This is a genomic window from Bradyrhizobium sp. ARR65 (assembly GCF_000472385.1).
Taxonomy (GTDB): Bacteria; Pseudomonadota; Alphaproteobacteria; order Rhizobiales; family Xanthobacteraceae; genus Bradyrhizobium.
The window spans coordinates 93076-114741 of the sequence record NZ_AWZU01000014.1; the positions used below are offsets into that span (position 1 = coordinate 93076).

Genomic DNA, 21666 nt, shown 5'->3' on the forward strand with positions numbered 1-21666 from the left:
CCCACGTCCTCAATTGGCGCGAAGATGCCCTTCGCGCCCTCCAATCAGACCTTCTCGACCTGATTGAATTCCAGTTCCACGGGAGTCGCGCGGCCGAAGATCGACACCGCGACCTTCACGCGCGAACGCGCCTCGTCGATTTCTTCCACCACGCCGGAAAACGAAGCGAACGGGCCGTCCGCGACGCGCACATTCTCGCCGATCTCGAAGGATACCGACGCCTTCGGCCGCTCCACCCCCTCCTGCACCTGATGCAGGATGCGCATGGCCTCGGCTTCTGAAATCGGCATCGGCTTGTTTTCCGCGCCCAGGAAGCCGGTAACTTTTGGCGTGTTCTTGATGAGATGGAAGGCCTCATCCGTCAGCTTCATCTTCACCAGCACGTAACCGGGGAAGAATTTGCGCTCGGCGTCGATCTTGCGGCCGCGGCGCACCTCGGTGACCTTTTCCGTCGGGACCAGCACCTGCTCGAACAGATCCTCAAGCCCGCGCTGCTTGGCCTGCTCGCGGATCGATTCCGCAACCTTCTTCTCGAAATTCGAGTAGGCGTGGACGATGTACCAGCGCTTGTCGGCAGATTGGATTGCTGCGGTTGCCATCAGTGGATGCCCAGCAGAAAGGTGACGAGAACGCGGATAATCTGATCCGCTGCGAAAAAGAAAATCGACGCCAGCGCGACCATGACGAACACCATGATGGTGGTGATCGTGGTCTCGCGGCGGGTCGGCCAGGTGACCTTGGCGGTCTCCGAGCGCACTTCCTGCAGGAATTTGAACGGGCTGAAAGCCATCGTCTTAAGGATCCGCGTACGTCACCAGACGTATGAAGATTGAAGGAAACCGAACAGCCCTTTAGCCGCCCAACCCTCATTTTGAAGGATGAGCCGGCAGGCGGGCTCGCTTGTTCGGGGAATTTAATGCCGCGCCGGAAATCCGAGAACGGGCCGGCTGCGGGTTGCGCGCTATGTACTGCCGGGAGGGGCAAACGTCAAGCTGCGCCAGGGCGGAGTCAGTTAACGCCTCGTGGTACTTTTGATTGATTTCAACGGCTTCTGATTGATCCGCAAACCCATCGATCTGCTCAAGGAAGGCAAAGTCGAACTCGTGGTCAAGGCCGCCAGGCGAATGGCCCAGCAAGGCGCGTGACCGCGCCGCTGCCGCCGGAGGATCTCGCTCGCCGTGGTCCCCGCGTGGTCCGGCTGCGAGCGGGCACGGTGCTTCATCGGTTCTACACGGCCGAATACGATCCGATCTTTTTCGACCCGTCTCGTCTGGGTCGGATGAATGCCCCTGACGGGAGGCGGTCGCATTTGCTGCAATTTCAATAGCTTACGGATATAGGCGAAAAGGATTGAGAGCTTTTCAAGGCGGACGGCCCAAACCGGCACAAAATCGAGCCTGCTTCCCGCCAGATGCGTCCGCCGCTCATAAGGTGGTGGCGGTTCCGATAATTGTACTACGCAACCATCGGTGGGCGGGTACATCGTCAAAGCGCCGATGCCAGCTCATCACGCTGTGCAGAACCGGAGCATCAAAGGGCAACTCCCTGATCTCGATCGGATAGGCGCGGCGAAACTCCATCGCCAGCTTGCGTGCGAGGATGGCGACCATGTTCGATTGCACCAGAACTGCCCCCGCGGAGAGATAGGGCACGTCGGAGGCGACAAAGCGAGCGTTATTCCGTGCCTTCAAGAACGCATCCACAAACTCCAAATTCTCCCCGCTCGAGCTGATCCCCAGATGCGAGAGTTCGGCAAGCGACGCCGCCGTCAACCGCTTTCGTAGCGCCGGATGGCCGCTCCGGAGCACGGCCACGAAGCGATCCTCGATGAGCTGTTGCGAGGCGAACCGCTCTCCATCGATAGCCCGCCCCGACAACGCAAGATCGAGCTCGCCGCGGTCCAATCGATCCGTGAGATTCAGGGTCCCGCTGGGCACGAGTGACAGTCGCACAGTCGGTGCTTGCGCGCGCACCGCGGCCAGGATCGGCCCCACCGCGACCACGGCTGCATAATTATTGACCGCGATCGTGAAGCGCCGGTCCGCCGTCGAGGGGTCGAAGGTGTCCCCCTCGACCGCGAGCTGCAGCTCGTTGAGTGCCTTGCGAACGGGAAGCGCGAGCTGCTCGGCTCTGGGGGTCGGGCTCATCCCCGCGGGCGTGCGGATGAACAGCTTGTCCTTCAACGCATCGCGCAGCCGGTTGAGCGCATGACTGACGGCCGGCTGGCTGATGGCGAGGCTGTCTGCGGCGCGCACCACGCTGCGCTCGCGCAGCACCGCGTCGAACACCAGGAGCAGATTGAGATCGAGGTTGCGGAGTCTCATCGCCTTTAATGCACAGCGTGAATTGGAGAATTACATCAATTCATTTGAACAATAGTCCTGCCCGGCCCAACTTCAACCCCATGTCGATCAACTCGCCACATGGGATCGCGGCGCGGCCGGCACGCAGCGCCGCAAGGGTCATGGTTGCCGTCATTGCCGGACCGGACGATCCGCTGGTCGCGACCTCCGAGGCGCTGCGTCGCTGGGGCCAGCTGACGCCGCTCGCTTTGTGGTCCACCGTTTCTGTCCGCAGTGCCAGTCCCGATGAAATCTTGCAGGGCGTTACCGCCAAGCGCGCGCGGCAAGGCGCAGAGGCGCCCCGGCTGATCCTGCTTGCCGAGGGCAAGGCGGCCCGCGCCGCACTCGAGCTTGTGCTGCAAGGCGCCCTCGACTGTGCCGGAGTCCTCGCGATCGCCCTTCCCTGTGCCGCGCTGCCGTTTCGCATCGTCCCGACCGATGCTGCCATTCGGCTCGTCCTACAGCGCGCGGGCGCGCCGGCTGACCTCATCACCGCGCTGCACGCCGCCGATATCGACACGCGGATCACCAGCCTCAATCCGGCCGCGCCGCATGACATGCGAGCCGCGGCGAGCGCAGCCGAGACCTTCGTCCTAGAGCTGGTCGCAAACGCCAGCCGCCAAAGCCGTCATCATGGAGTGTGAAGCGATGCTGTCCAGAAAGACTCTTCTCCTCGTCGGCTCGGTTCTCCTGATCGGAGCCGGGGCCGGCGCGCATTTCCCGCACGGCCCCGCGCCAAGCCATGCGGCCGAGCCCAAGGCCGCACCGCTCGTTCCGGTGACGGCTGCCCATGCGAACAAGGGCGACGTGCCCATTGTGCTCGAAGGACTCGGCACCGTGACACCCATCAACACCGCGACCATCCGCACCCAGGTCCAAGGGACGCTCGATAGCGTCGATTTCGTCGAGGGGCAGGACGTGAAACGCGGTGATGTCCTTGCAAAGATCGATCCGCGCGTGTTCGAGGCGCAGGTCGACCAGGCCGAGGCTGCGCTTGCCCGTGATCAGGCGAGCCTGAAGAACGCGCAACTCAACCTCGCGCGGACGCAGCCGCTTGCCGCGCGCGGATTTGCCACCCAGCAGTTGCTCGATACCCAGGACTCGCAGGTGGCGCAGGCGCAAGGCACGGTCGCGCTCGACAAGGCGGCGCTTGAGGCTGCGCAAACGCAGTTGAGCTACACCACGATCACCGCGCCGTTCGATGGGATCACCGGCATCCGCCGCATCGATCCCGGCAATATCGTGCACCCAGCCGATGCGAACGGGCTCGTCATCCTTACGCAACTAAAGCCGATCTCGGTCATCTTCACCCTGCCGTCGACCAACATTCCCGATGTGCAGAAAGCGCTCGCATCCGGCGAGGCGTCGGTCGACGCGTATGACGCGGCCAACAAGCAGAAGCTCGACCATGGCAGCCTGATGCTGATCGACAACCAGGTGGACGCATCGACCGGCACGGTGCGGCTGAAGGCATCTTTTCCGAACGAGAAGAAGGACCTCTGGCCGGGATCGTTCGTCAACATCCATCTCACCATCGCGATCCGCCATGACGCCGTGACCGTGCCGTTGACTGCCGTTCTGCAGGCACCAAGCGGCGCCTTCGTCTACGTCGTCGACACCAACCATGTGGTGAGCATGCGCAACGTTAAGGCGGGCCAGTCGCGCGAAGGCAAGGTGCTGATTGACCAGGGCCTGTCCGGGGACGAAACGGTCGTCACCGCCGGTCAGTACCGGCTGACGCCGGGGATATCGGTCGAGGTCGTGTCCGACGATCGCAAGGACATGGTTCAGAACGCCACCACCGCCAGCGCAGGCATGTTGCCATGAACATCTCGCAAGGCTTCATTCGCAAACCCATCGCCACGGCTTTCCTCGCGATCGGCATCACACTGATCGGCCTGGTCGCCTTCTTCCGCCTGCCGGTCTCGGCCTTGCCGACGGTGGACACACCGACGATTCAGGTCACCGCGCAATTGCCCGGCGCCGATCCGCAAACCATGGGCTCGTCGGTCGCCACGCCCTTGGAGCGCCAGTTCGGGCAGATCGCGGGCCTGACCGCCATGACCTCGTCCAGCGGTTTCGGCAATACCGAGATCACCCTGCAATTTTCGCTCAACCGCAGCACCGATGCGGCCGCGCAGGACGTGCAAGCCGCAATCAATGCGGCGGCCGGGCAGTTGCCGAAAACCATGCCGTCGCCGCCGATCTTCCGGAAGGTCAATCCGGCCGACGTGCCAGTGCTCTTGATCGCCCTGACGTCGGACACCGAGCCGCTCACCAAGGTCGACGATTACGCCGACAGCATCCTGGCGCAAAAATTGTCACAGGTGCCGGGCGTGTCGCTGGTCACGATCGGCGGCATGCAAAAACCCTCGATTCGTGTCCAGGTCAATCCGGCCAAACTTGCCGCGGCCGGCATCGATCTCGAGCAGTTGCGGACCACGCTCGGCAATGTCACCGTCAACCAGCCCAAGGGCGTGCTCTACGGCAATGAACAGGCTTACACGCTGGCAACGAATGACCAGGTGCTAACCGCGAAGGGCTATGAGGATCTGATCATCGCCTATCGCAATGGCGCGCCGGTGCGGCTCCGCGACATCGGCCATGCCGAGGTGGCAGCGGAGGACGTGACGCTGCACGGCTGGTACAACGACAGGCCGTCGGTGATCCTCGCCATCCAGCGCCAACCGGGCGCCAACGTGATCAGCACGGTGGACGGCATCAAGAAGCTGCTGCCGCAACTGGTCGCGGGCCTGCCCTCGGACATCAAGGTCACGATCGCCTCCGACCGGACCCAGACCATCCGCGCCAGCGTCGCCGACGTGCAGTTCACGCTGGTCCTGACCATCGCACTTGTGGTCGGCGTCATCTTCCTGTTCCTGCGCAATTTCTGGGCGACGGTCATTCCCGCGATTTCGGTTCCGATCTCGCTGATCGGCACCTTCGGCGTGATGTATCTCCTGAACTACAGCCTCGACAATCTGTCGCTGATGGGCCTTTCGATCGCGGTCGGCTTCGTCGTCGACGACGCCATCGTCATGATCGAGAACATTTCGCGGCATATCGAAGACGGATTGTCGCCGCTGCAGGCCGCGCTGAAGGGCGCGGGCGAGATCGCGTTCACCATCGTATCGATCTCGGTGTCGCTGGTTGCGGTGTTCATTCCCCTGCTCCTGATGGGCGGCGTGATCGGGCGGATGTTCCAGGAATTCGCAGTCACCGTATGCGTCGCGATCGCGGTCTCCGTCGTCGTGTCGGTGACGCTGACGCCGACGATGTGCGCTTATCTGCTTTCGAACCATGGCGCGGGTTCGGGCGTGGTTTCGCGGACGCTGGAGCGCGGATTCGAGGCGATCCAGCGCGGCTATGAGGCTCTTCTATCCATTGCGCTGCGCTTCAAGCTGGCAACGCTTACGGTCATGCTCGCGAGCATCGTGGCGACGGGCGTGCTATTCGCAGGCATTCCGAAGGGGTTCTTTCCCCAGCAGGATACCGGCATGATCACCGGCATCACGGAGGCCTCGGCCGACGTCTCGCCGGCAGAGATGGCTGAGCTGCAGCGGAGCGTGATCGACGTGATTGCGAAGGACCCTTCGGTCGCCAACGCTACTGGCTATATCGGCCCGGGCGGACCCACCGTGACCGAGAATAACGGCCGCCTGTTCGTGCTGCTCAAGCCGCGGAAGGAGCGCTCGCTCAGCGCCGACCAGGTGATACGTGAGCTCGATACCAAGCTCGCCAAGCTCCAGGGAATCGCCGTGTTCATGCAGGCGACCCAGGACATCAATCTCGCAAGCAGCCTTTCCAAGACCCAGTACCAGTTCACGCTCACGGATGTGAACCAGGATGAGCTGAACAGTTGGGCCAGCAAGCTGTTCGAGAAGCTAAAAAAGCGACCGGAACTCGCCGACGTCGCCAGCGACCAGGCCAATGCCGCGCGTCAACTCAAGCTCAAGATCGACCGCGATGCCGCCTCCCGCCTCGGCATCGATCCGGCGGCGGTGGACAATACGCTGTACGACGCCTTTGGCCAGCGTCATGTCGCCCAGCTCTTCACTACGTTGAATACCTACTTTGTGATCCTCGAGGTCGATCCCTCGTTCCAGTCCGGCCCCTATGCGCTGAACCGCATCTATGTCCACTCGTCGAACGGATCGACGGTGCCGCTCAGTCAGTTCACGACCATCGAATATGGCGCGGCGGCACTGGCGGTGAATCATCAGAACCAGTTTCCGTCGGTCACGCTGAGCTTCAACCTGGCGCCGGGAACGTCCGTTGGCGCGGCCGTCGCCGCCGTGCAGCAGGAGACAGCCGCGCTGCATATGCCTTCGACGATTGCGACGAGCTTCCAGGGCAACGCCCAGGCTTTCCAGTCTGCGCTCGCCTCCACGCCAATCCTGATCGTGGCAGCGATCGTTGCGGTCTATCTGATCCTCGGCATGCTCTATGAAAGCGCGATCCATCCGGTCACGATCCTGTCGACGCTGCCGTCCGCCGGCCTCGGTGCGCTCCTGGCGCTCTGGACTTTCGGCTTCGGGCTCGATGTCATCGGGCTGATCGGAATCATTCTCCTGATCGGCCTCGTGCAGAAGAACGGCATCATGCTGGTCGATTTCGCGCTTCAAGCCGAACGTCACCGGGGATTTTCGGCCGAACAATCCGCAGTGGAGGCCTGCAAGATCAGATTCCGTCCCATCCTGATGACGACCATGTGCGCGATGCTCGGAGGCGTTCCGCTCATGATCGGCACGGGGACCGGATCGGAATTGAGGCAACCGCTCGGCTTCGCGATCGTCGGCGGACTGATCGTTTCGCAGCTATTGACGCTGTTCACAACTCCAGTGGTCTACATCTACCTCCAGAACGTCAGCAACTGGTTCACACGTAAGCGTAGGACGCATCGCTCTTCCCTTCCCGCTGTCAAACCGGAGCTCGCGGAATGAACACGAAGATAGCGAATGGCACAACGGCTCGGAATGGCACGTGTCCGTTGGCACGAGCATCGTTCCGGAGTTCTCGGCTGCGTTTTGGACTAATTGGCTCCTCGTGGCCGTGGCTGGCGAGATCGCGGGCCATGCACTGAATCATATCTACCTTCACCGCTTGGGAACAGTCATCGTCGCGCTTGTGCTGTGCTTCCTTGCGATCTCGATATTGCAGGAGGCGACCCGATGGCTTCCGCGGATGGTCTTTTGGTCCGCCGCATTCTTGCTGAGTCTCTTAGGTGCGGTGCTGACAGAAGCAACCGACATCTCGATGGGAGTCGGCGACATCGGCGCGATTCTGCTCATCGCCGTTTTGCTCATCTTTTCGTGATCTGTTTTCGCCTCACGGAAAACCTGCCGGTCTGACTGGTGACTGCAATGTCCGCGGCTTCTTCGGGTAGGATGGAAAGCCACAGGATGTTGGGTGCTTCATCGAGCCTGCGCTATAGGCGCTTGCCCGCGTGGTCTCATCGGTGATGCCGTCGGCCCGCAGTGCGCCGACCGTCTCCTTCATGTGCAAATGGCCGGTGAGGCATGCGCCGGGCTGGTTGAGATCGGGCTGAGGGGCGAAAGCCAAATAACAAATAAAATGGCCGGCAAGCTGAGAACTGGAAGGTTTACTGGAAAGAGGACCGGGAAATGATTGCGATGGCGGCGACCAGGGCGACTGTCGCGGAAGTTGCTGCGAAGTTTAGAACGAAGGCCGAAACGATTGAGCAAAAGGCCAGAGCACTTGGATATCCTTGCCCGCTTTTAGGGCCTGACAGAACTCAGGATATTGGACCTGCCGCTGTGAGCTTGCTGTGCGTGGACGGGCGAACACGTCGTGATCAGGAAAGCGGTGCGATTGCACTGCCAGCCCGGCCCCAGTCTCGCGTCGGAGACACCCTGGGGTAGCCCCGCAGTGACAGCGGCGCCGGTTGCTAACACCGCGGCGGCTATAATCGAGAGCAGCCGCAAACGTTTCCAGGCTGGGTTCATGACCGGCCCCTTCCAATTGAACTGAGAGAACCTTGACGACAGCCCGCTTCCGGCTGATGTCGTCGCCGGCTCTGAATTCTTGTGAAACGCGGGCGTAGGAGGAAACGCCGACGAGCGTTACGCCGCCGACGTTATCCTTGCGACTGCCGGCTTAGCCTTGACCGGTTCTGTCGCATTGTAGTCGGCAGGTAGTATCGCGCCCGACTGTCGGCAAGCATGACCACGCCGGTGTGATTATGCGTGATCGTTTGATGCGCTTCGTCTCGGGCGGTATTCCCGATCCCGCGCCGACACGGGCTTAAACGAAGTTTTAATTGAGACCTTGCGGTTGTGCCCTATCTAATCGAAGAGAAAGGAGCCAACCATGAAACTTGCAACGATCGTGGCAACTGTATTTGCCGTCTTGAGCACGGCCGTCGTGGCGCAACCCAGAACTGGAATAGTATCCCGATCTGCTGTCGGGACAGTCACCGCTCCGTCAATAGGGGTGTACAACCGGCCGTTCGGTACGACCAATGTAGTCCCCACCTGGCGCAACACTAATCCAGTGCCTAGAGCGCCCGCTTTCGGTAACGCACCGTTCAGCTCTGGAGTTCGCGGGTAAAAGGGAATCTGCTGAGCTGTTGCTATTGCCAGGGGTGCCTAAGCGTCGGCGCCTTGGTCATGCCGGCTCCTCACGGACAAATCCCTCTGCCTGTCGAGCGCCGTTCATGTGAAGAGGAGCCTGCGGGCTCGATCCCACGGCAAATGCGAACGAGCGATCTTCGCCTCGCTCTGACGTTGGAGGATCCGTTGCGCTGCATGTGGCCGATGGCGGCTTCGATAGTCTGCGGGCTCTCGCCAGCCGCCTCGGCGCACAACAGCCAGCAACTCTTCGATGGAATAGAAACGGATTTTGTTCATCGGCCCCAATGCGCCCTATGCTGATAAAACTCGCTGAACGACTGAAGTCCCTACGCCCAGCGTGCGACCGATCTTCAGAATACCCATACCATCGGCCCTGAGCTCGCGTATGCGCTCCTCCGTCGACGCCTTGATCGGAAATTGTGTCCCCCTGGAATGTCGGCGATCAAGGATCAAGGTAGGAGCGGACTCGCTGTACTCAAGGTGAGTCTTGTCTCTCGTGACCCATCAGCGACACGGAACGCAGCACTCCAGCGCGTCATCAATCGCAGGCTGTACGGCGCGCTTCCAGATTGGTGATGGCAGCACGAGTCATTGATGCGTCAGCCTTCGGTTGACAAGGCACAAAAAGTCCCCATCGCTCGTAACGCCAAAGTCGTAGAATTCGGTCCTGTCCGCGTCAGCAGTTTTGCGAACCTGTAGAAACTTCTCCTCGGAGACCTCCTTGTACGGAGAGTCAACCTCAACGTAAGCCTGTCGCCTTTGGTTCTTCCCGTCGTAATAGGTCATCGCAAGATACTGCCTAAAGTATAAAAGGCTCATCATCCCATCGATCGGCGCCTTGCACAAGCTCATCAAGACTGGCGATCTTCAGGTGGTGCATTGTCGGCCACGTGATGTACAGGTCACCAGTCGCGCTATTCGTAAGCGAGTAAGCTGGGTAATAGTTGAACGTACGAATTAAAGTACTAGCAGGCTTTCTTGGACTGTGGCCGACCATCTCGAATACAAAGAGTTGCTCCGCATTAAAGCGTGAAATCGGAGAGCCGACATTCCGAATGAAAAGCTGCTCCGATCCGGCGACGTCGCCATCCAACATGCGCTCCGTCTTGATTTCAAAAACTGCATAAGGGGCATCTTCCTGCTTTGCGGTAACACCATCCAGGATGTCGTTGACTATCGATTGGATGTCCTCAACACGACCCTGCTGTTCGGCGGACGAGTCTATGCGTGACTGCGTCAGAAAACTCCGATGATCCCTCGAGTTCGCGCCTGAACAGCACCAAGAAATACGCGCACGCCTCTTCTAGGCGCTCGATTGGAGCTGAGAAGTAATTCTGGAAGGATGCGGCAAGAGACTTCGGATCGGGCGTCTCCATGACCGATCCGGCCCATGCCGGCGAACGCGGTCACCCGCGCTCAGCTACACCACGCCCCGGGGGCACGATCCGCTGTACGTGTTTCCTGGCCCCGGCGGGGTAGCTATGAACCCCAAGCTAATTACCCGCCGTATGGAGCGGCTGGCCATCCGCGCGGGCATCGACATGGCCCATATCAGCCCGGTGCACTCATGGCGCCATACCTCAAGCAGCTTGCTATGGGCCGCTTCCAAGGACGTTAAGATGGTGCAGGAGCGGTTGGGGCACCCCACGCCCCAGATCACCACGGAGCTTTACGTTCACAACGTGCCGACCGCCGATGAAGCGGCGGCCGATATCCTCGGTGCATTGATGCGCCGTTGATTCAACCACGAACTGCCGAAAGCTCGGTCACGTCGCCGGGCTTTTTTGTGGCGATTTGCCGGCTTGTGTACTTTGGCTGTGTATTTTTGAGGCGTTGCCAAGATCTGGCAGCGCTAAGTCATTGAATTCGTTGGCAGGAGTGGCAGGGCTCGAACCTGCGACCCCCGGTTTTGGAGACCGGTGCTCTACCAATTGAGCTACACTCCTAGCGGGACCGAAGCAGTGCCGCTGGTCAGCGTCCTTCAAGCATAAGCCATGGCTCATTTGCAAGGGTGAACCGGGCCGGATGCCCTGTTCAAGCCTCAGCTTCTGCGTCAGACTTCGCCTTAAGCAAGAACGAGAGCTTTGGGAGAGATCATGACCGCCCAGACCGCCGCCAAAACGACCGCCGCCCCCCAGACCCCGCCTCTGCCGTCAGGCAGGCCGGAGTCGCTTGGGCTTAGTCCCGCCCGCCTCCAACGGCTTTCGGACACACTGAAGCGGGAGGTCGACAAGGGAACCATGCCCGGCGCAACCATCATGGTGGCGCGGCGCGGCCAGATCGGCTGGTTCGAGGCCGTCGGGCGCCAAAGCCCTGCCTCGCCGGCGCCCATGACCCAGGACAGCATTTTCCGTATTTTCTCCATGACCAAGCCGATCGTGTCGGTCGGCATCATGATGCTGCTCGAGGAAGGCCACTTCCTCCTCAACGAGCCGGTCGCGAAGTTCATTCCGGAATTTGCCAGCCAGAAGGTCGGGGTCGAGAGCAACGGCAAGCTCGAGCTTGTCCCGGTCGAGCGGCCCATGACCATACAGGACCTGCTCCGGCACACCTCCGGCATCACTTACGATCACACCGGCAACAGCCTGGTGCAGCAGCTTTATAGGGAATCACGGCTGCGCAGCCGCAAGATCAGCAACGCCGAACATGCGGCCCTGGTGGCGAGCCTGCCCCTGATCTGCCAGCCCGGCACGGAATGGAATTACAGCCGCTCGACCGACATCCTGGGCCGCATCATCGAGGTCGTCACCGGCAAGCCGCTTGGCACCTTCCTCACCGAGCGCATCCTCGCGCCGCTGCAGATGGCCGAGACCGCCTTCTTTAGCGGCGAGGTGAATGCCGGTCGCCTCGCCGAACCTTTCCCGACCGACCCCTGGAACGGCGAGAAGGTCGTGCTCTTCAACATGCTCGAGAAGCCCGCGATGGAATCCGGCGGCGGCGGATTGGTGTCGACCACCATGGACTACGCGCGCTTCTGCCAGATGCTGCTCAACGGCGGCACGCTTGATGGCACCAGGATCATCGGGCGCAAGATGCTGGAGCTGATGGCCTCCGATCATCTCGCGCCCCACGTGAAGATCCAGGGCACGCTGGTGCCGCCCGGCCACAGCTTCGGGCTCGGCTTCGCCGTGCGCACACAACCCGGCATCGCCTCTTTCCCGGGCTCGGTCGGCCAGTTTTTCTGGAGCGGCATGGCCGGCACCTTCTTCTGGATCGACCCGAAGGAAGAGCTGTTTTGCGCCTTCATGTCGCAGGCGCCGGGACAACGGGAGTACACGCGCACCCTGGTGCGGAATCTGGTGTATGCGGCGGTGGAGTGAAGCTGCGGCTACGTCAATGCTGTCGTCCCGGCCCAGCGCGGGGACCCATAACCACGGGCAGCCGTTCTCGCGAAGACCGACTGCCATCGAAACACTCGGATGAATTCCGCCGTATGGGCCCCGGCCTTCGCCGGGGCGACGGAGAGATCAGCTGATCGATCCTCCCGGTTTCGGCACATACCGGTTTGTTTCCATAGGAATTCGCAACCGCCGTTCAGGCGAGCTTGCTTTCCGTCGTGATCTCCGGCCCCGCAGGCTGATGCATGGCCTTGTGCGAGATATCGGCGATCCAGGGCTGCTGGTTCACCATCGGCAGCCGCCAGCCACTGTGACTATCGCTCGCGAGATGATCGAGCCGCGTCACCGAGCAATTGTCGATCGTAAAGGCCAGCCCCTTTTCGACCAGTCCGCCGAGCGCAAGGCCGATTGCGGCCTTGATGGTGCCGCCATGCGCCGCCACGATCACGTCGCGTCCCGCCTGCTCGACGTTGATGCGGTCGACCGCGGCCTTTACACGGGTATAGACGTCGAGAAAACTTTCGCCGCCCGGTGCGGGATCATCGATCGGCGCAAACCAGTAGCTGCCGACCTCGATCGGACGGCTTGCAAAGAACGCAGCGCGATTGAGCCCCTGCCATTCGCCCAAATTCTGCTCGGCGAATGCTGCTTCCTGGATCAGCAAGCTTGGCCGCGGATAGCCCGCGGCCCAGATTGCTTCCGCAGTTTGGTGAGTGCGCTTGAGATTGCTCGCGAACCAGACCGCATCGTGCGGCAGGATCTTTCCCACGGCCTCCATCACCACGCGATCGGAGGTGTCGCAACCGATGTCCTCCTGCCCATAGATGCAGCCGCCATCCTCGCGCACCGGCGCATGGCGTATCCACCACCAGCGCGTCGACACGACACCTTTCGGAACAGCATGCTGAGCGACGAAGGGTTGATCTGGCTTGGACATCTTGGACATGATGAAGGACCTTCCCTACTCTTTGCTGTCGCTGTACGTGAGAGCACGCATGGTCTCAAGTGACATCGGCGTTTGAAAATCTGTTTGAAATTCCGCCCAGCGGCAAGCGGGCGGAAGATAAAGGGAGAAGCGCATGGGCCGCCTCGAAGGCAAATCCGTCATCATCACCGGCGCCGGAAGCGGGATCGGCCGTGCGGCAACGCTGCTGTTCGCAACGGAAGGTGCCAGATTGATCGCGGTCGACCGCAGTGATGGCGTCAATGAGAGCGTGAGCGATGTGAAGAAAGCGGGCGGCACGGCCGAAGCCGTGATGGCGGATGCGGGATCGGAAAAGGATGTGATCGCCTTCATCGACAGGGCACTTAAGGCTTACGGCAAGCTCGATGCGATCTGGGCCAATGCCGGCATCAGCGGCGGGCTGGTGCCGCTCGCCGATCAGACGGTGGAACATTGGCAGGAAATCCTGCGCGTCAACCTGATCGGCCCGTTCCTGGCCGTCAAACACTCCATTCCGCACATGACGAAGCAGGGTTATGGCTCGATCGTCTGCACCGCGTCCGTGGCGGGCCTGAAAGCCGGCGCCAGCGGTCACCCCTACGCAGCGAGCAAGGCCGGCGTGATCAGCCTGGTGCAGACCACCGCCTATTCGCTCTCCGGCACCGGCGTTCGCATCAATGCGGTCTGTCCGGGCTTGATCGAAACCGGCATGACCAAGCCGGTGTTCGACCGCGCCAAGGAGCGCGGCACCACCGACAAGATCGGACAACTCAATCCACTGAAGCGCGCCGGCCAGCCGCACGAGATCGCGGCCATGGGCCTGTTCCTGGCGAGCGATGAGGCGTCCTACGTCAATGGCCAGGCGCTCCCGGTGGATGGCGGCTTGACCGCGTCGATGCCGTATACGGGCAAGCCGGTTTGAGGCTTCGTTCCTTCTCCCCGCTCGCGGGGAGAAGGTTAGGATGAGGGGGGTCTCCACGGACCGAGTTCGCGGAGAGCCCCCCTCACCGCAACGCATCTTTCGATGCGATGCGGCCTCTCCCTGCAAGCGGGGCGAGGTGATCCGGAATCGCGGAAGCTGCGTTGTTGTTCAATTCTCAACTACAAACAAGATGTGAGCCCGCGTTCTCGCGGCGGCTTTCGCCAGAGTTTTGCATCATCCTTGTCCCTCAAAAAATAGAGGGCGCAGGAAAGACCGGGTGTTCGCCACACCCATGGCCCCGTGTGCAAAAAATTGCGCAAAAGCGCACACGGGTGGTAACCACAGGTAGGCGGAATCACTCCGGCCTCCCCTGCGCAGTGGTTTGCGGCTTACTTCGTGCTCTCCTCGGTGAACCGAGCTTGATTGCCACCTTCGCCGACGCGATGCGTCAGCATCGTCGCCAACTTGACGCCTGCATTGGCGCGCCAGGACCACACGACTTGGCCGCCCGCGCTTGTGCCGCTCGTCAGTCAACACCTTGGCGTCCACCGCATCCCGCACTCAACGTCCGTGACGACGTGTACGCCCCTTGTATCCGAAAGATCTGTCAGAATGCGCGGACGGGCGGTTCTCACAAAACCGCCCGTCACTGGAACTGAGCCCGTTACGCCCCAAAGGCGCGCAGCCTGTGATCAGAGCGAGGGACAGCTCCGATGTCTTCCTCAACCCGAATAGTTGCAAGGGCTTCGAGCCCGCATCGATCAAGGAAGGGAGTGGATGATGACACAAATCGAACGCGTTGTCGTCGGCATTGATGTCGCCAAAGACAAGGTTGATGCCTGCATTCGCAGCCTCGCATTGCGGCAGACGTTCCAAAACACCGCACAAGGTCATCGCAAACTGGTTGCCTGGCTTGGCAAGCACGGCGTGGGTCAGGCAGTAATGGAGGCAAGTGGCGGCTATGAGCGTGAATGGCGCGAGACGCTGTGCAAGGCCAGCATCGAGGTGCGGATTGTCGACCCCAAGCGGGTCCGCAGCTTTGCTCTGTCGGCCGGACGTTTGGCCAAGAACGATCCGATCGACGCGCAGATGATCGCCTGGTTCGCCGAGACATTCAGACAAGCGCCGGTCCAAGTCCATGATGCCGCGCGTGAGGAACTCGCGGCACTGACGAAAGCGCGCAAGGCCTTAGTCGATCTCCAGACCCGCTTGCAGGCTCAGAACGAGCATGCAGCACCAAAGCTGGCCCGGAAAGCTTATGCGCGTGTGTTAAAGAGTATCGGCGCCGAAATCGACGAGCTCGAGACCATCATCTCCGCCAGGGTCAAGGCCACACCGGCTTTTGCCGAGCGTGCCGAGATCATCGAGAGTGTTCCGGGCCTTGCCCGAGTGAGCTCCGCAGCTCTCATTGCGGGGATGTCCGAGCTCGGACAGGTCAGCGACGAGGTCGCCGCGGCCTTGATCGGCGCGGCTCCCTATGACGATGACAGCGGCAAGCGGCGCGGTGAGCGTCATATCAAGGGCGGGCGCCGCTGGGTGCGAAACGCGATCTACATGCCCTGTGTCAGCGCAGCCACCCAGCACAACCCGGTGATCAAGGCCTATTATCAACGCCTGATTGCCAAGGGCAAGCCGCCGAAGGTTGCCTTCATCGCCTGCATGCGCAAGCTGATGGTCATCCTCAACACAATGCTCGCACGCGGCGAAAAATGGAATCCCAGCCGCTACGCACCACCCGTGAACTGACCGAGCGTCTTACCGCGCTCGGTCCCTGACCGAGCCATGCTAAGCCCAAAGTCCGGTGAGCGGACGGGGTCAAGGCCGTCAGCCGCCGAAGGCGGTGGCGCGTCCCGCGCCAGCCTTGAGGCCGGCCGATCACAGGGCTACTCACAGCATGGGACGCGAAGAGGATGCGACTGATTTGGTCCAATCGCAAAGCGATTTATTTTCGCAGGCACATCTTGAACAGACGGATCAGCTTGAAGCGCTTTGTGAAATTGGTTTTTCCGCGCACGCGATTTCAGCGGCTGAAACTGGCGGAGTTCCTGCAGTAGCAGGCGGCGGCGCGCGGGACCGCGCTGCGGGTTCGAAGGATGCGGTTGAGCGGCAGCGAAACCCATCAGAACCATCACAGAGCTCGGCACCGTGATGGGTTTCACTTCGTTCAACCCATCCTGTTTCTGAATACTGCATTCCCCGCTTTCGCGGGGAATGACACCGAATATGTTCGGCGATTTGCGCTAAACCGCTCCCGCTTTCTGCGCGTAAGCCCATGATGCCTTCGCGAGCGGCACGGTGCGCTTGGCGGATTCGATGGCCTTCGCGTTCGCGGCGGTGCCGTCGCGAATACGGCCCGCGATTCCTTGCGTGATGCCGGCGAGGCGGAAGAGATTGTAAGAAAAATACCAGTTGAGATCAGGCAGCGCGGTGCCGGTGTAATTGCAATAGATCTGCGCCGCCTCTTCCATCGTCGGGATGTTGAGCGCCTTGAGATCGACGCCATCCAGGCCCGGCATGATCCATTGCATCAAGAGATAGGTGAAATCCGCCATGGGATCGCCGAGCGTCGACAGTTCCCAGTCCAGCACTGCGATCACGCGTGGCTCGGTCGGATGGAAGATCATATTGTCCAGGCGATAGTCGCCGTGGACGATGGAGACGCGCTTCTGCTCAGGCAACGTCTTTGGCAACCACTCGATCAGCTTTTCGACTTCCGGAATGTGTTGCGTTTCAGATGCCCGATATTGCTTGGTCCAGCGGTCGACCTGGCGCGCGAAATAGTTTCCCGGCTTGCCGAAGTCGGAAAGGCCGATCCTTTCGGGATCGTACATGTGCAGCTTTGCGAGCGTCTCGATCTTGCTCTTGAAGATTTTCGGCCGCAGCTCCGCCGGCTGGCTCGGCAGCGTGGGGTCCCAGAACACCCGGCCCTCTTCCATCGACATGATGTAGAAGGCCGCCCCGATCACAGCCTCGTCGGTGCAGAGCGCATAGGCATGCGCGACCGGAAAACCTTGGCTTCCGAGCGCGGAGATCACCCGGAACTCGCGGTCCACCGCATGCGCCGAGGGCAGCAATTTGCCGAACGGTTTGCGCCGCATCACATAGGAGCGACCAGGCGTGTCGAGCCGGTAAGTCGGGTTGGACTGGCCGCCTTTGAACTGCAGCACGGTCAGCGGGCCGGCATAGCCCTCGACGTTCTCGCGCATCCAGGCATCGAGATTTGCTTCGTTGATGCGATGCCGCTCCTCGACGGGCCTCGTGCCCGAGAACTCCTCGTCCTTTCTGACGCTGTCGGCCAAGGCGACGCTCCCTTAAGTCTTCTTATCCGTCATTCCGGGACGCGCGCGTCAGCGAGCGAACCGGAATCTCGAGATTCCGGGTTCGCCTCTTCGAGGCGCCCCGGAATGACGACCGGGAGCGCCTCTTGGTGCTCCCTATTTACTTCACTGGAGCGTTTGCATACTTCCGAAGTTCAAGTCTGGCAATGGCGCGGCAGTGGACTTCATCGGGGCCATCCGCCAGGCGCATGGTGCGCATGGAGGCATAGTCACGGGCGAGCCCGGCCTCGTCGGACACGCCGGCGCCGCCGAAGGCCTGGATTGCCTGATCGATGATCTTCAGCGCCATCCGGGGTGCGGCGACCTTGATCATCGCGATCTCGAGCTGCGCGGTCTTGTTGCCGACCTTGTCCATCATGTCGGCAGCCTTCAGACACAGCAGCCGGTTCATCTCGATGTCGATGCGGGCTTCCGCGATGCGCTGCTCCCACACCGAGTGCTCGATGATCTTCTTGCCGAAGGCGACGCGGGAGTTGAGCCGCTTCACCATCTTTTCCAGCGCCTCTTCGGCCTTGCCGATCGTGCGCATGCAGTGATGGATGCGGCCGGGGCCGAGCCTTCCTTGCGCGATCTCGAAGCCGCGACCTTCGCCGAGCAGAAGGTTGCTGACGGGCACGCGAACGTTCTCCAGCAGCACCTGACCGTGGCCGTGCGGTGCATCATCGAAGCCGAACACCGGAAGCATTTTTTCGATCTTGATGCCGGGGCTGTCCAGCGGCACCAGGATCTGCGATTGCTGCTGATGGCGCGGGGCTTTGGGGTCGGTCTTGCCCATCACGATCGCGATCTTGCACCGTGGATCGCCGACGCCGGATGACCACCACTTGCGGCCGTTGATCACGTAGTGATCGCCGTCACGTTCGATGCGGGTTTCGATGTTGGTGGCATCGGACGAGGCCACCGCCGGCTCCGTCATCAGGAAGGCGGAGCGGATCTCGCCGTTCATGAGCGGCTTGAGCCATTGCCGCTTCTGCTCCTTTGTGCCGTAGCGGATCAGCACTTCCATGTTGCCGGTATCCGGCGCCGAGCAATTGAAGACTTCCGAGGCCCAGCCGATGTGGCCCATCTCTTCGGCGAGAGGCGCGTATTCCAGGTTGGTCAATCCCGCACCGCGAAACTCGTCATCCTCATGGGAGGACGGCGGCAGGAACATGTTCCACAGACCTTCGTCCCGCGCCTTCTTCTTCAGATCCTCAAGCACCGGGATCACCTTCCAGCGATCACCCTCGGCGTCCTGCTGCTTGTAGATGGGAACGGCCGGACGGACGTGCTTGGTCATGAACGACTGCACCCGGTCGAGCCATTCCTTCTGCTTCGCCGACATCGTGAAATCCATGGGACGCTCCTCTCTTAAAGACTTGGGCCGCACTCTGCCACGCCACAAGAGCCTCTTTGGGGCTCGCTTCGCAACCTGCGCAGCGTCGAGCCGGCATGCCGTCGCGCGGAATGCGCGCATTGACAAAACCGGGTCTCAAACGATAGTTTCATACAAATGTTTGAAATGCAACTGTGTACGCTTGGCCCCTGTCATTCCGGGGCGCGCGTCAGCGCGAACCCGGAATCTCGCGCCACAACCTCTGGATTCCGGGTTTGACGCTGGCGCGTCGCTCCGGAATGACGAAAACAGAAGCATCGCACGGGATCGAAACATGGCGAGCGATCAAACCAGGTCCGCCATCCTCGCCGCAGCCGAGCGGCTTTACGCCGACCGCGGCTTTGGCGACGTGACGCTGCGCGACATCGTCGCCGAAGCGAACGTCAACCTCGCCGCGGTGAATTATCATTTCGGCTCCAAGGATGAGCTGATCGCGGAGTTGTTTGTCACCCGCAGCCTGCAGCTCAACCGCGAGCGCCTGCGGCAGTTGCGCGCGGCGGAAGAAAAAGGCGGCGGCGTTGCCGACATCTCCGACATTCTGCGCGCACTGATCGGCCCGAGTTTGCGCGGCTGCCTCGGCCCCGACAGCCAGCACTCGACCGCGGCTCGCTTCATGATCCGGGTCAATATCGAGTCCGTGCCGGCGATCCGCCGCATCCGCAACCGCGAGATCGATCACTTGCGCAAATTCATCGCTGCGATGGCCCGCGCGCTGCCCGGCCACAGTGACGTCGAACTCTATTGGGGCCTGCATTTCGCGCTCGCCATGGCGCAGCAGACCGTGCGCGATGCCGAGCGCCTGACGAAATTGTCGGAAGGCAAATGCGACGTCGACGACGTCGAGGGCATCATCGAGCGCGTGGTGAAGGTGGCGGTGATGGCGCTGAATGCGGGTGATGCTGCGGGCAAGCCGCCAGCCCACGCGATGGCGCGAGAAGCGCGGTAGTTCGAGGCGCCGGCGGCAGGTCTCCCGCTTCTCGCGATGCGATCCGACCTCTTCCCGCAAGCGGGGCGAGGTAAGCGCGAGCGTCCGTCAGATCACAGCGACGCAGTCGATCTCGATGTCGAAGGGCCGGTCCATTCCGGCACACAGACGAAGATCCGCGCCGGCGGATTGTCGGGGAAATACCGCGCATAGACTTCATTCACGGCCGCGAAATGCCTCGATGAGGTGCAATAGAGATTGCACTTCATCACATTGTCGAGCGACGCGCCGGCTGCGCTGAGGCACAGCTTCATCTGCTCGAGCGCGAGTTCGGTCTGCCGCGCGACCGGGACAGGTTTGATCTCGCCGGTCTCGGGATCGAACGGCGGCAGTCCCGAGACGAACACCAGATTGCCGGCTCGGGTGACCGGCGAGGCCGGTACCCTGCCCCAGCGGTTGAGATAGGAGGAAATCGGCTCCACGCGGAGCGCTTCGCATTTCATGACTGTCACCTGCAACTTTCGATCCAGGACGACAGCCTAAGCCGGATGCCGGCAAGAACGCTTCGAAATCAATCGAAGTGTTGTCGCGGCGCTCAGATGATGCCCGCCTGAGCCAGCGCATCGATCTTCGCCTCGTCATAGCCGAGCTTGGCGGCAAGGATCTCCCGTGTGTGCTCGCCCAGCCGCGGCGGGTACCGATATTCCTTCACAGGCGTTTCCGAAAAGGTCAGCGCGTTGCGGATCAGCGACAGCGAGTGCTCGAAGGGGTGATCGACCTTCACCTCCATGCCGCGGGAGCGGACATGCGGATCGGCGAAGACCTGCGCGAAATCGTTGACCGGGCCGGACGGCACGCCGGCCTTCTCCAATTCCTCCAGCCAGTAGGCGACCTTGTTCTTGAGGAACAGCCCGGCGAAGATCGCCATGATCTCCTTGCCGTGCACGACGCGGTCGTTGTTCTTGATGAATTTGGGGTTGTTGGCGAGTTCCGGTTCGCCCAGCACGGCGCAGGTGCGCGCGAACTGCGCGTCATTGCCGACCACCAGCATCAATTCGCCGTCGGCGCAGCGGAACACGCCGGCCGGCATGCCGCCATTGCCCCAGGTGCCGCGCCGCGGCGGCGTCTTGCCGCCCACGAGATAGATCTGCGCGTAATGCGACAGCGAGGCGATCACGGTGTCGAGCAGGCAGACGTCGATATGCTGGCCCTGCCCGCCATTGGCCTTGCGGTGATAGAGTGCGGCCAGAATGCCGATCGAGGTGTTCATGCCGGTCATGTAGTCGACGATCGAGGGGCCGACCTTCATCGGCCCTGCGCCGGGCTCGCCGTCCATATGGCCGGTTACGCTCATCAGACCGCCCATGGCCTGGAAGATCGCGTCATAGCCGGCGCGCGGCGCGTAGGGCCCGGTCTGGCCGAAGCCGGTCACCGAGCAATAGATGACGCCGGGATTGATCGCGCGGATCGCCTCGTAATCAAGGCCGTAGCGCTTGAGGTCGCCGACCTTGTAGTTCTCCATGAAGACGTCACAGTCCTTGGCGAGCTCGCGGATGATCGCCTGGCCCTCGGGCTTGGCGATATTGACGGTGACGGAGCGCTTGTTGCGGTTGGCGCAGAGATAGAAGGAATTGTTGTTGTTCTCCCTGCCGTCGGGATCCCTGAGGTAAGGCGGCCCGAAGGCGCGCGCATCGTCGCCGGTGCCCGGCCGCTCGATCTTGATCACGTCCGCGCCGAGATCGCCCAGCATCTGCGCCGACAGCGGTCCCGCCAGCACGCGCGTGAGGTCAAGAATCTTGATGCCAGAAAGCGGCAGCGCCGACATGAAGGTTTCCTCCGGGATTTAGCTCTTGCGGCGGCTTGAGCGCGCCGAACCCTTTGCCGATACAC

The 21666-nt window shown here is 61.6% G+C and carries 19 protein-coding genes, 1 tRNA gene and 1 pseudogene; 10 read left to right on the forward strand and 11 right to left on the reverse strand.

Annotated elements, in window-relative coordinates:
• Positions 1-44 precede the first annotated feature (44 nt).
• From nusG to F758_RS0117435, 4 genes are all read right to left on the reverse strand, one after another.
• On the reverse strand, positions 45-599 hold the full coding sequence (gene nusG, locus F758_RS0117420; RefSeq protein ID WP_024509065.1) for a transcription termination/antitermination protein NusG: 555 nt from the start codon (positions 597-599) through the stop codon (positions 45-47).
• Positions 599-790: a preprotein translocase subunit SecE gene (gene secE, locus F758_RS0117425; RefSeq protein WP_024509066.1), complete on the reverse strand. Its 192-nt coding sequence runs from the start codon at positions 788-790 to the stop codon at positions 599-601. The genes nusG and secE overlap by 1 nt, the downstream gene beginning before the upstream one ends.
• 76 nt (positions 791-866) lie before the next feature.
• Positions 867-1136 carry a hypothetical protein gene (locus F758_RS49615; protein ID WP_157450045.1) on the reverse strand — a complete coding sequence of 90 codons (270 nt, stop codon included), beginning with the start codon at positions 1134-1136 and terminating at the stop codon, positions 867-869.
• Between the two features lie 288 nt (positions 1137-1424).
• On the reverse strand, positions 1425-2324 hold the full coding sequence (locus F758_RS0117435) for a LysR family transcriptional regulator (RefSeq protein ID WP_024509067.1): 900 nt from the start codon (positions 2322-2324) through the stop codon (positions 1425-1427).
• Positions 2325-2464: 140 nt separating this feature from the next.
• Here F758_RS0117435 and F758_RS0117440 point away from each other — a divergent pair, with 140 nt between their 5' ends.
• From F758_RS0117440 to F758_RS0117455, 4 genes are read left to right on the forward strand one after another with little or no spacing between them, the layout of a single operon-like run.
• The gene (locus F758_RS0117440) at positions 2465-2986 is read left to right on the forward strand and encodes a hypothetical protein (RefSeq protein ID WP_024509068.1); all 522 of its coding nucleotides are present in this window, start codon (positions 2465-2467) and stop codon (positions 2984-2986) included.
• 4 nt (positions 2987-2990) lie between these two features.
• Positions 2991-4169 (forward strand): efflux RND transporter periplasmic adaptor subunit, encoded by a 1179-nt coding sequence (locus F758_RS0117445; RefSeq protein ID WP_024509069.1) that lies wholly within the window; start codon positions 2991-2993, stop codon positions 4167-4169.
• Positions 4166-7285, forward strand: coding sequence for an efflux RND transporter permease subunit (locus F758_RS0117450; RefSeq protein WP_024509070.1), 3120 nt, complete (start codon positions 4166-4168; stop codon positions 7283-7285). The genes F758_RS0117445 and F758_RS0117450 overlap by 4 nt, the downstream gene beginning before the upstream one ends.
• A gap of 40 nt (positions 7286-7325) precedes the next feature.
• On the forward strand, positions 7326-7658 hold the full coding sequence (locus F758_RS0117455; protein ID WP_035722329.1) for a hypothetical protein: 333 nt from the start codon (positions 7326-7328) through the stop codon (positions 7656-7658).
• Between the two features lie 2076 nt (positions 7659-9734).
• On the opposite strand, the gene F758_RS49620 is transcribed toward F758_RS0117455, so the two are convergent.
• A complete protein-coding gene (locus F758_RS49620; protein WP_157450046.1) occupies positions 9735-10031 on the reverse strand; it encodes a hypothetical protein in 297 nt (98 codons plus the stop codon).
• A gap of 358 nt (positions 10032-10389) precedes the next feature.
• On the opposite strand from F758_RS49620, the gene F758_RS0117465 reads away from it, so the two are divergent.
• Positions 10390-10674, forward strand: coding sequence for a tyrosine-type recombinase/integrase (locus F758_RS0117465; RefSeq protein WP_283805866.1), 285 nt, complete (start codon positions 10390-10392; stop codon positions 10672-10674).
• A gap of 131 nt (positions 10675-10805) precedes the next feature.
• Here F758_RS0117465 and F758_RS0117470 read toward each other — a convergent pair.
• Positions 10806-10881 (reverse strand) — tRNA-Trp (locus F758_RS0117470).
• Positions 10882-11031: 150 nt separating this feature from the next.
• Between F758_RS0117470 and F758_RS0117475 the strand changes: the two genes are divergently transcribed.
• Positions 11032-12255 carry a serine hydrolase domain-containing protein gene (locus tag F758_RS0117475; RefSeq protein WP_024509074.1) on the forward strand — a complete coding sequence of 408 codons (1224 nt, stop codon included), beginning with the start codon at positions 11032-11034 and terminating at the stop codon, positions 12253-12255.
• Positions 12256-12469: 214 nt separating this feature from the next.
• Here the strand turns inward: F758_RS0117475 and F758_RS0117480 are convergent, their stop codons facing one another.
• Positions 12470-13219, reverse strand: coding sequence for a histidine phosphatase family protein (locus F758_RS0117480; RefSeq protein WP_024509075.1), 750 nt, complete (start codon positions 13217-13219; stop codon positions 12470-12472).
• 133 nt (positions 13220-13352) lie between these two features.
• On the opposite strand from F758_RS0117480, the gene F758_RS0117485 reads away from it, so the two are divergent.
• The 3 genes from F758_RS0117485 (at position 13353) to F758_RS49625 (ending at position 16287) form a co-directional block, all read left to right on the forward strand.
• Positions 13353-14138: an SDR family NAD(P)-dependent oxidoreductase gene (locus F758_RS0117485; RefSeq protein ID WP_024509076.1), complete on the forward strand. Its 786-nt coding sequence runs from the start codon at positions 13353-13355 to the stop codon at positions 14136-14138.
• Positions 14139-14915: 777 nt separating this feature from the next.
• The gene (locus F758_RS0117495; protein ID WP_245286517.1) at positions 14916-15884 is read left to right on the forward strand and encodes an IS110 family RNA-guided transposase; all 969 of its coding nucleotides are present in this window, start codon (positions 14916-14918) and stop codon (positions 15882-15884) included.
• 148 nt (positions 15885-16032) lie between these two features.
• Positions 16033-16287, forward strand: coding sequence for a hypothetical protein (locus F758_RS49625; protein WP_157450047.1), 255 nt, complete (start codon positions 16033-16035; stop codon positions 16285-16287).
• Positions 16288-16378: 91 nt separating this feature from the next.
• Here F758_RS49625 and F758_RS0117505 read toward each other — a convergent pair whose 3' ends face one another.
• On the reverse strand, positions 16379-17437 hold the full coding sequence (locus tag F758_RS0117505; RefSeq protein ID WP_024509078.1) for a phosphotransferase family protein: 1059 nt from the start codon (positions 17435-17437) through the stop codon (positions 16379-16381).
• A 139-nt stretch (positions 17438-17576) separates the two neighbouring features.
• A complete protein-coding gene (locus F758_RS0117510) occupies positions 17577-18812 on the reverse strand; it encodes an acyl-CoA dehydrogenase family protein (RefSeq protein WP_024509079.1) in 1236 nt (411 codons plus the stop codon).
• Between the two features lie 313 nt (positions 18813-19125).
• Between F758_RS0117510 and F758_RS0117515 the strand changes: the two genes are divergently transcribed.
• On the forward strand, positions 19126-19797 hold the full coding sequence (locus tag F758_RS0117515) for a TetR/AcrR family transcriptional regulator (RefSeq protein WP_024509080.1): 672 nt from the start codon (positions 19126-19128) through the stop codon (positions 19795-19797).
• 87 nt (positions 19798-19884) lie between these two features.
• On the opposite strand, the pseudogene F758_RS44130 reads toward F758_RS0117515, so the two are convergent.
• Both F758_RS44130 and F758_RS0117525 read right to left on the reverse strand, forming a co-directional pair.
• Positions 19885-20279: pseudogene (locus F758_RS44130) on the reverse strand (RidA family protein).
• A 92-nt stretch (positions 20280-20371) separates the two neighbouring features.
• Complete coding sequence (locus tag F758_RS0117525) at positions 20372-21601, reverse strand: CaiB/BaiF CoA transferase family protein (RefSeq protein WP_024509081.1); 1230 nt, start codon at positions 21599-21601, stop codon at positions 20372-20374.
• Positions 21602-21666 lie beyond the last annotated feature (65 nt).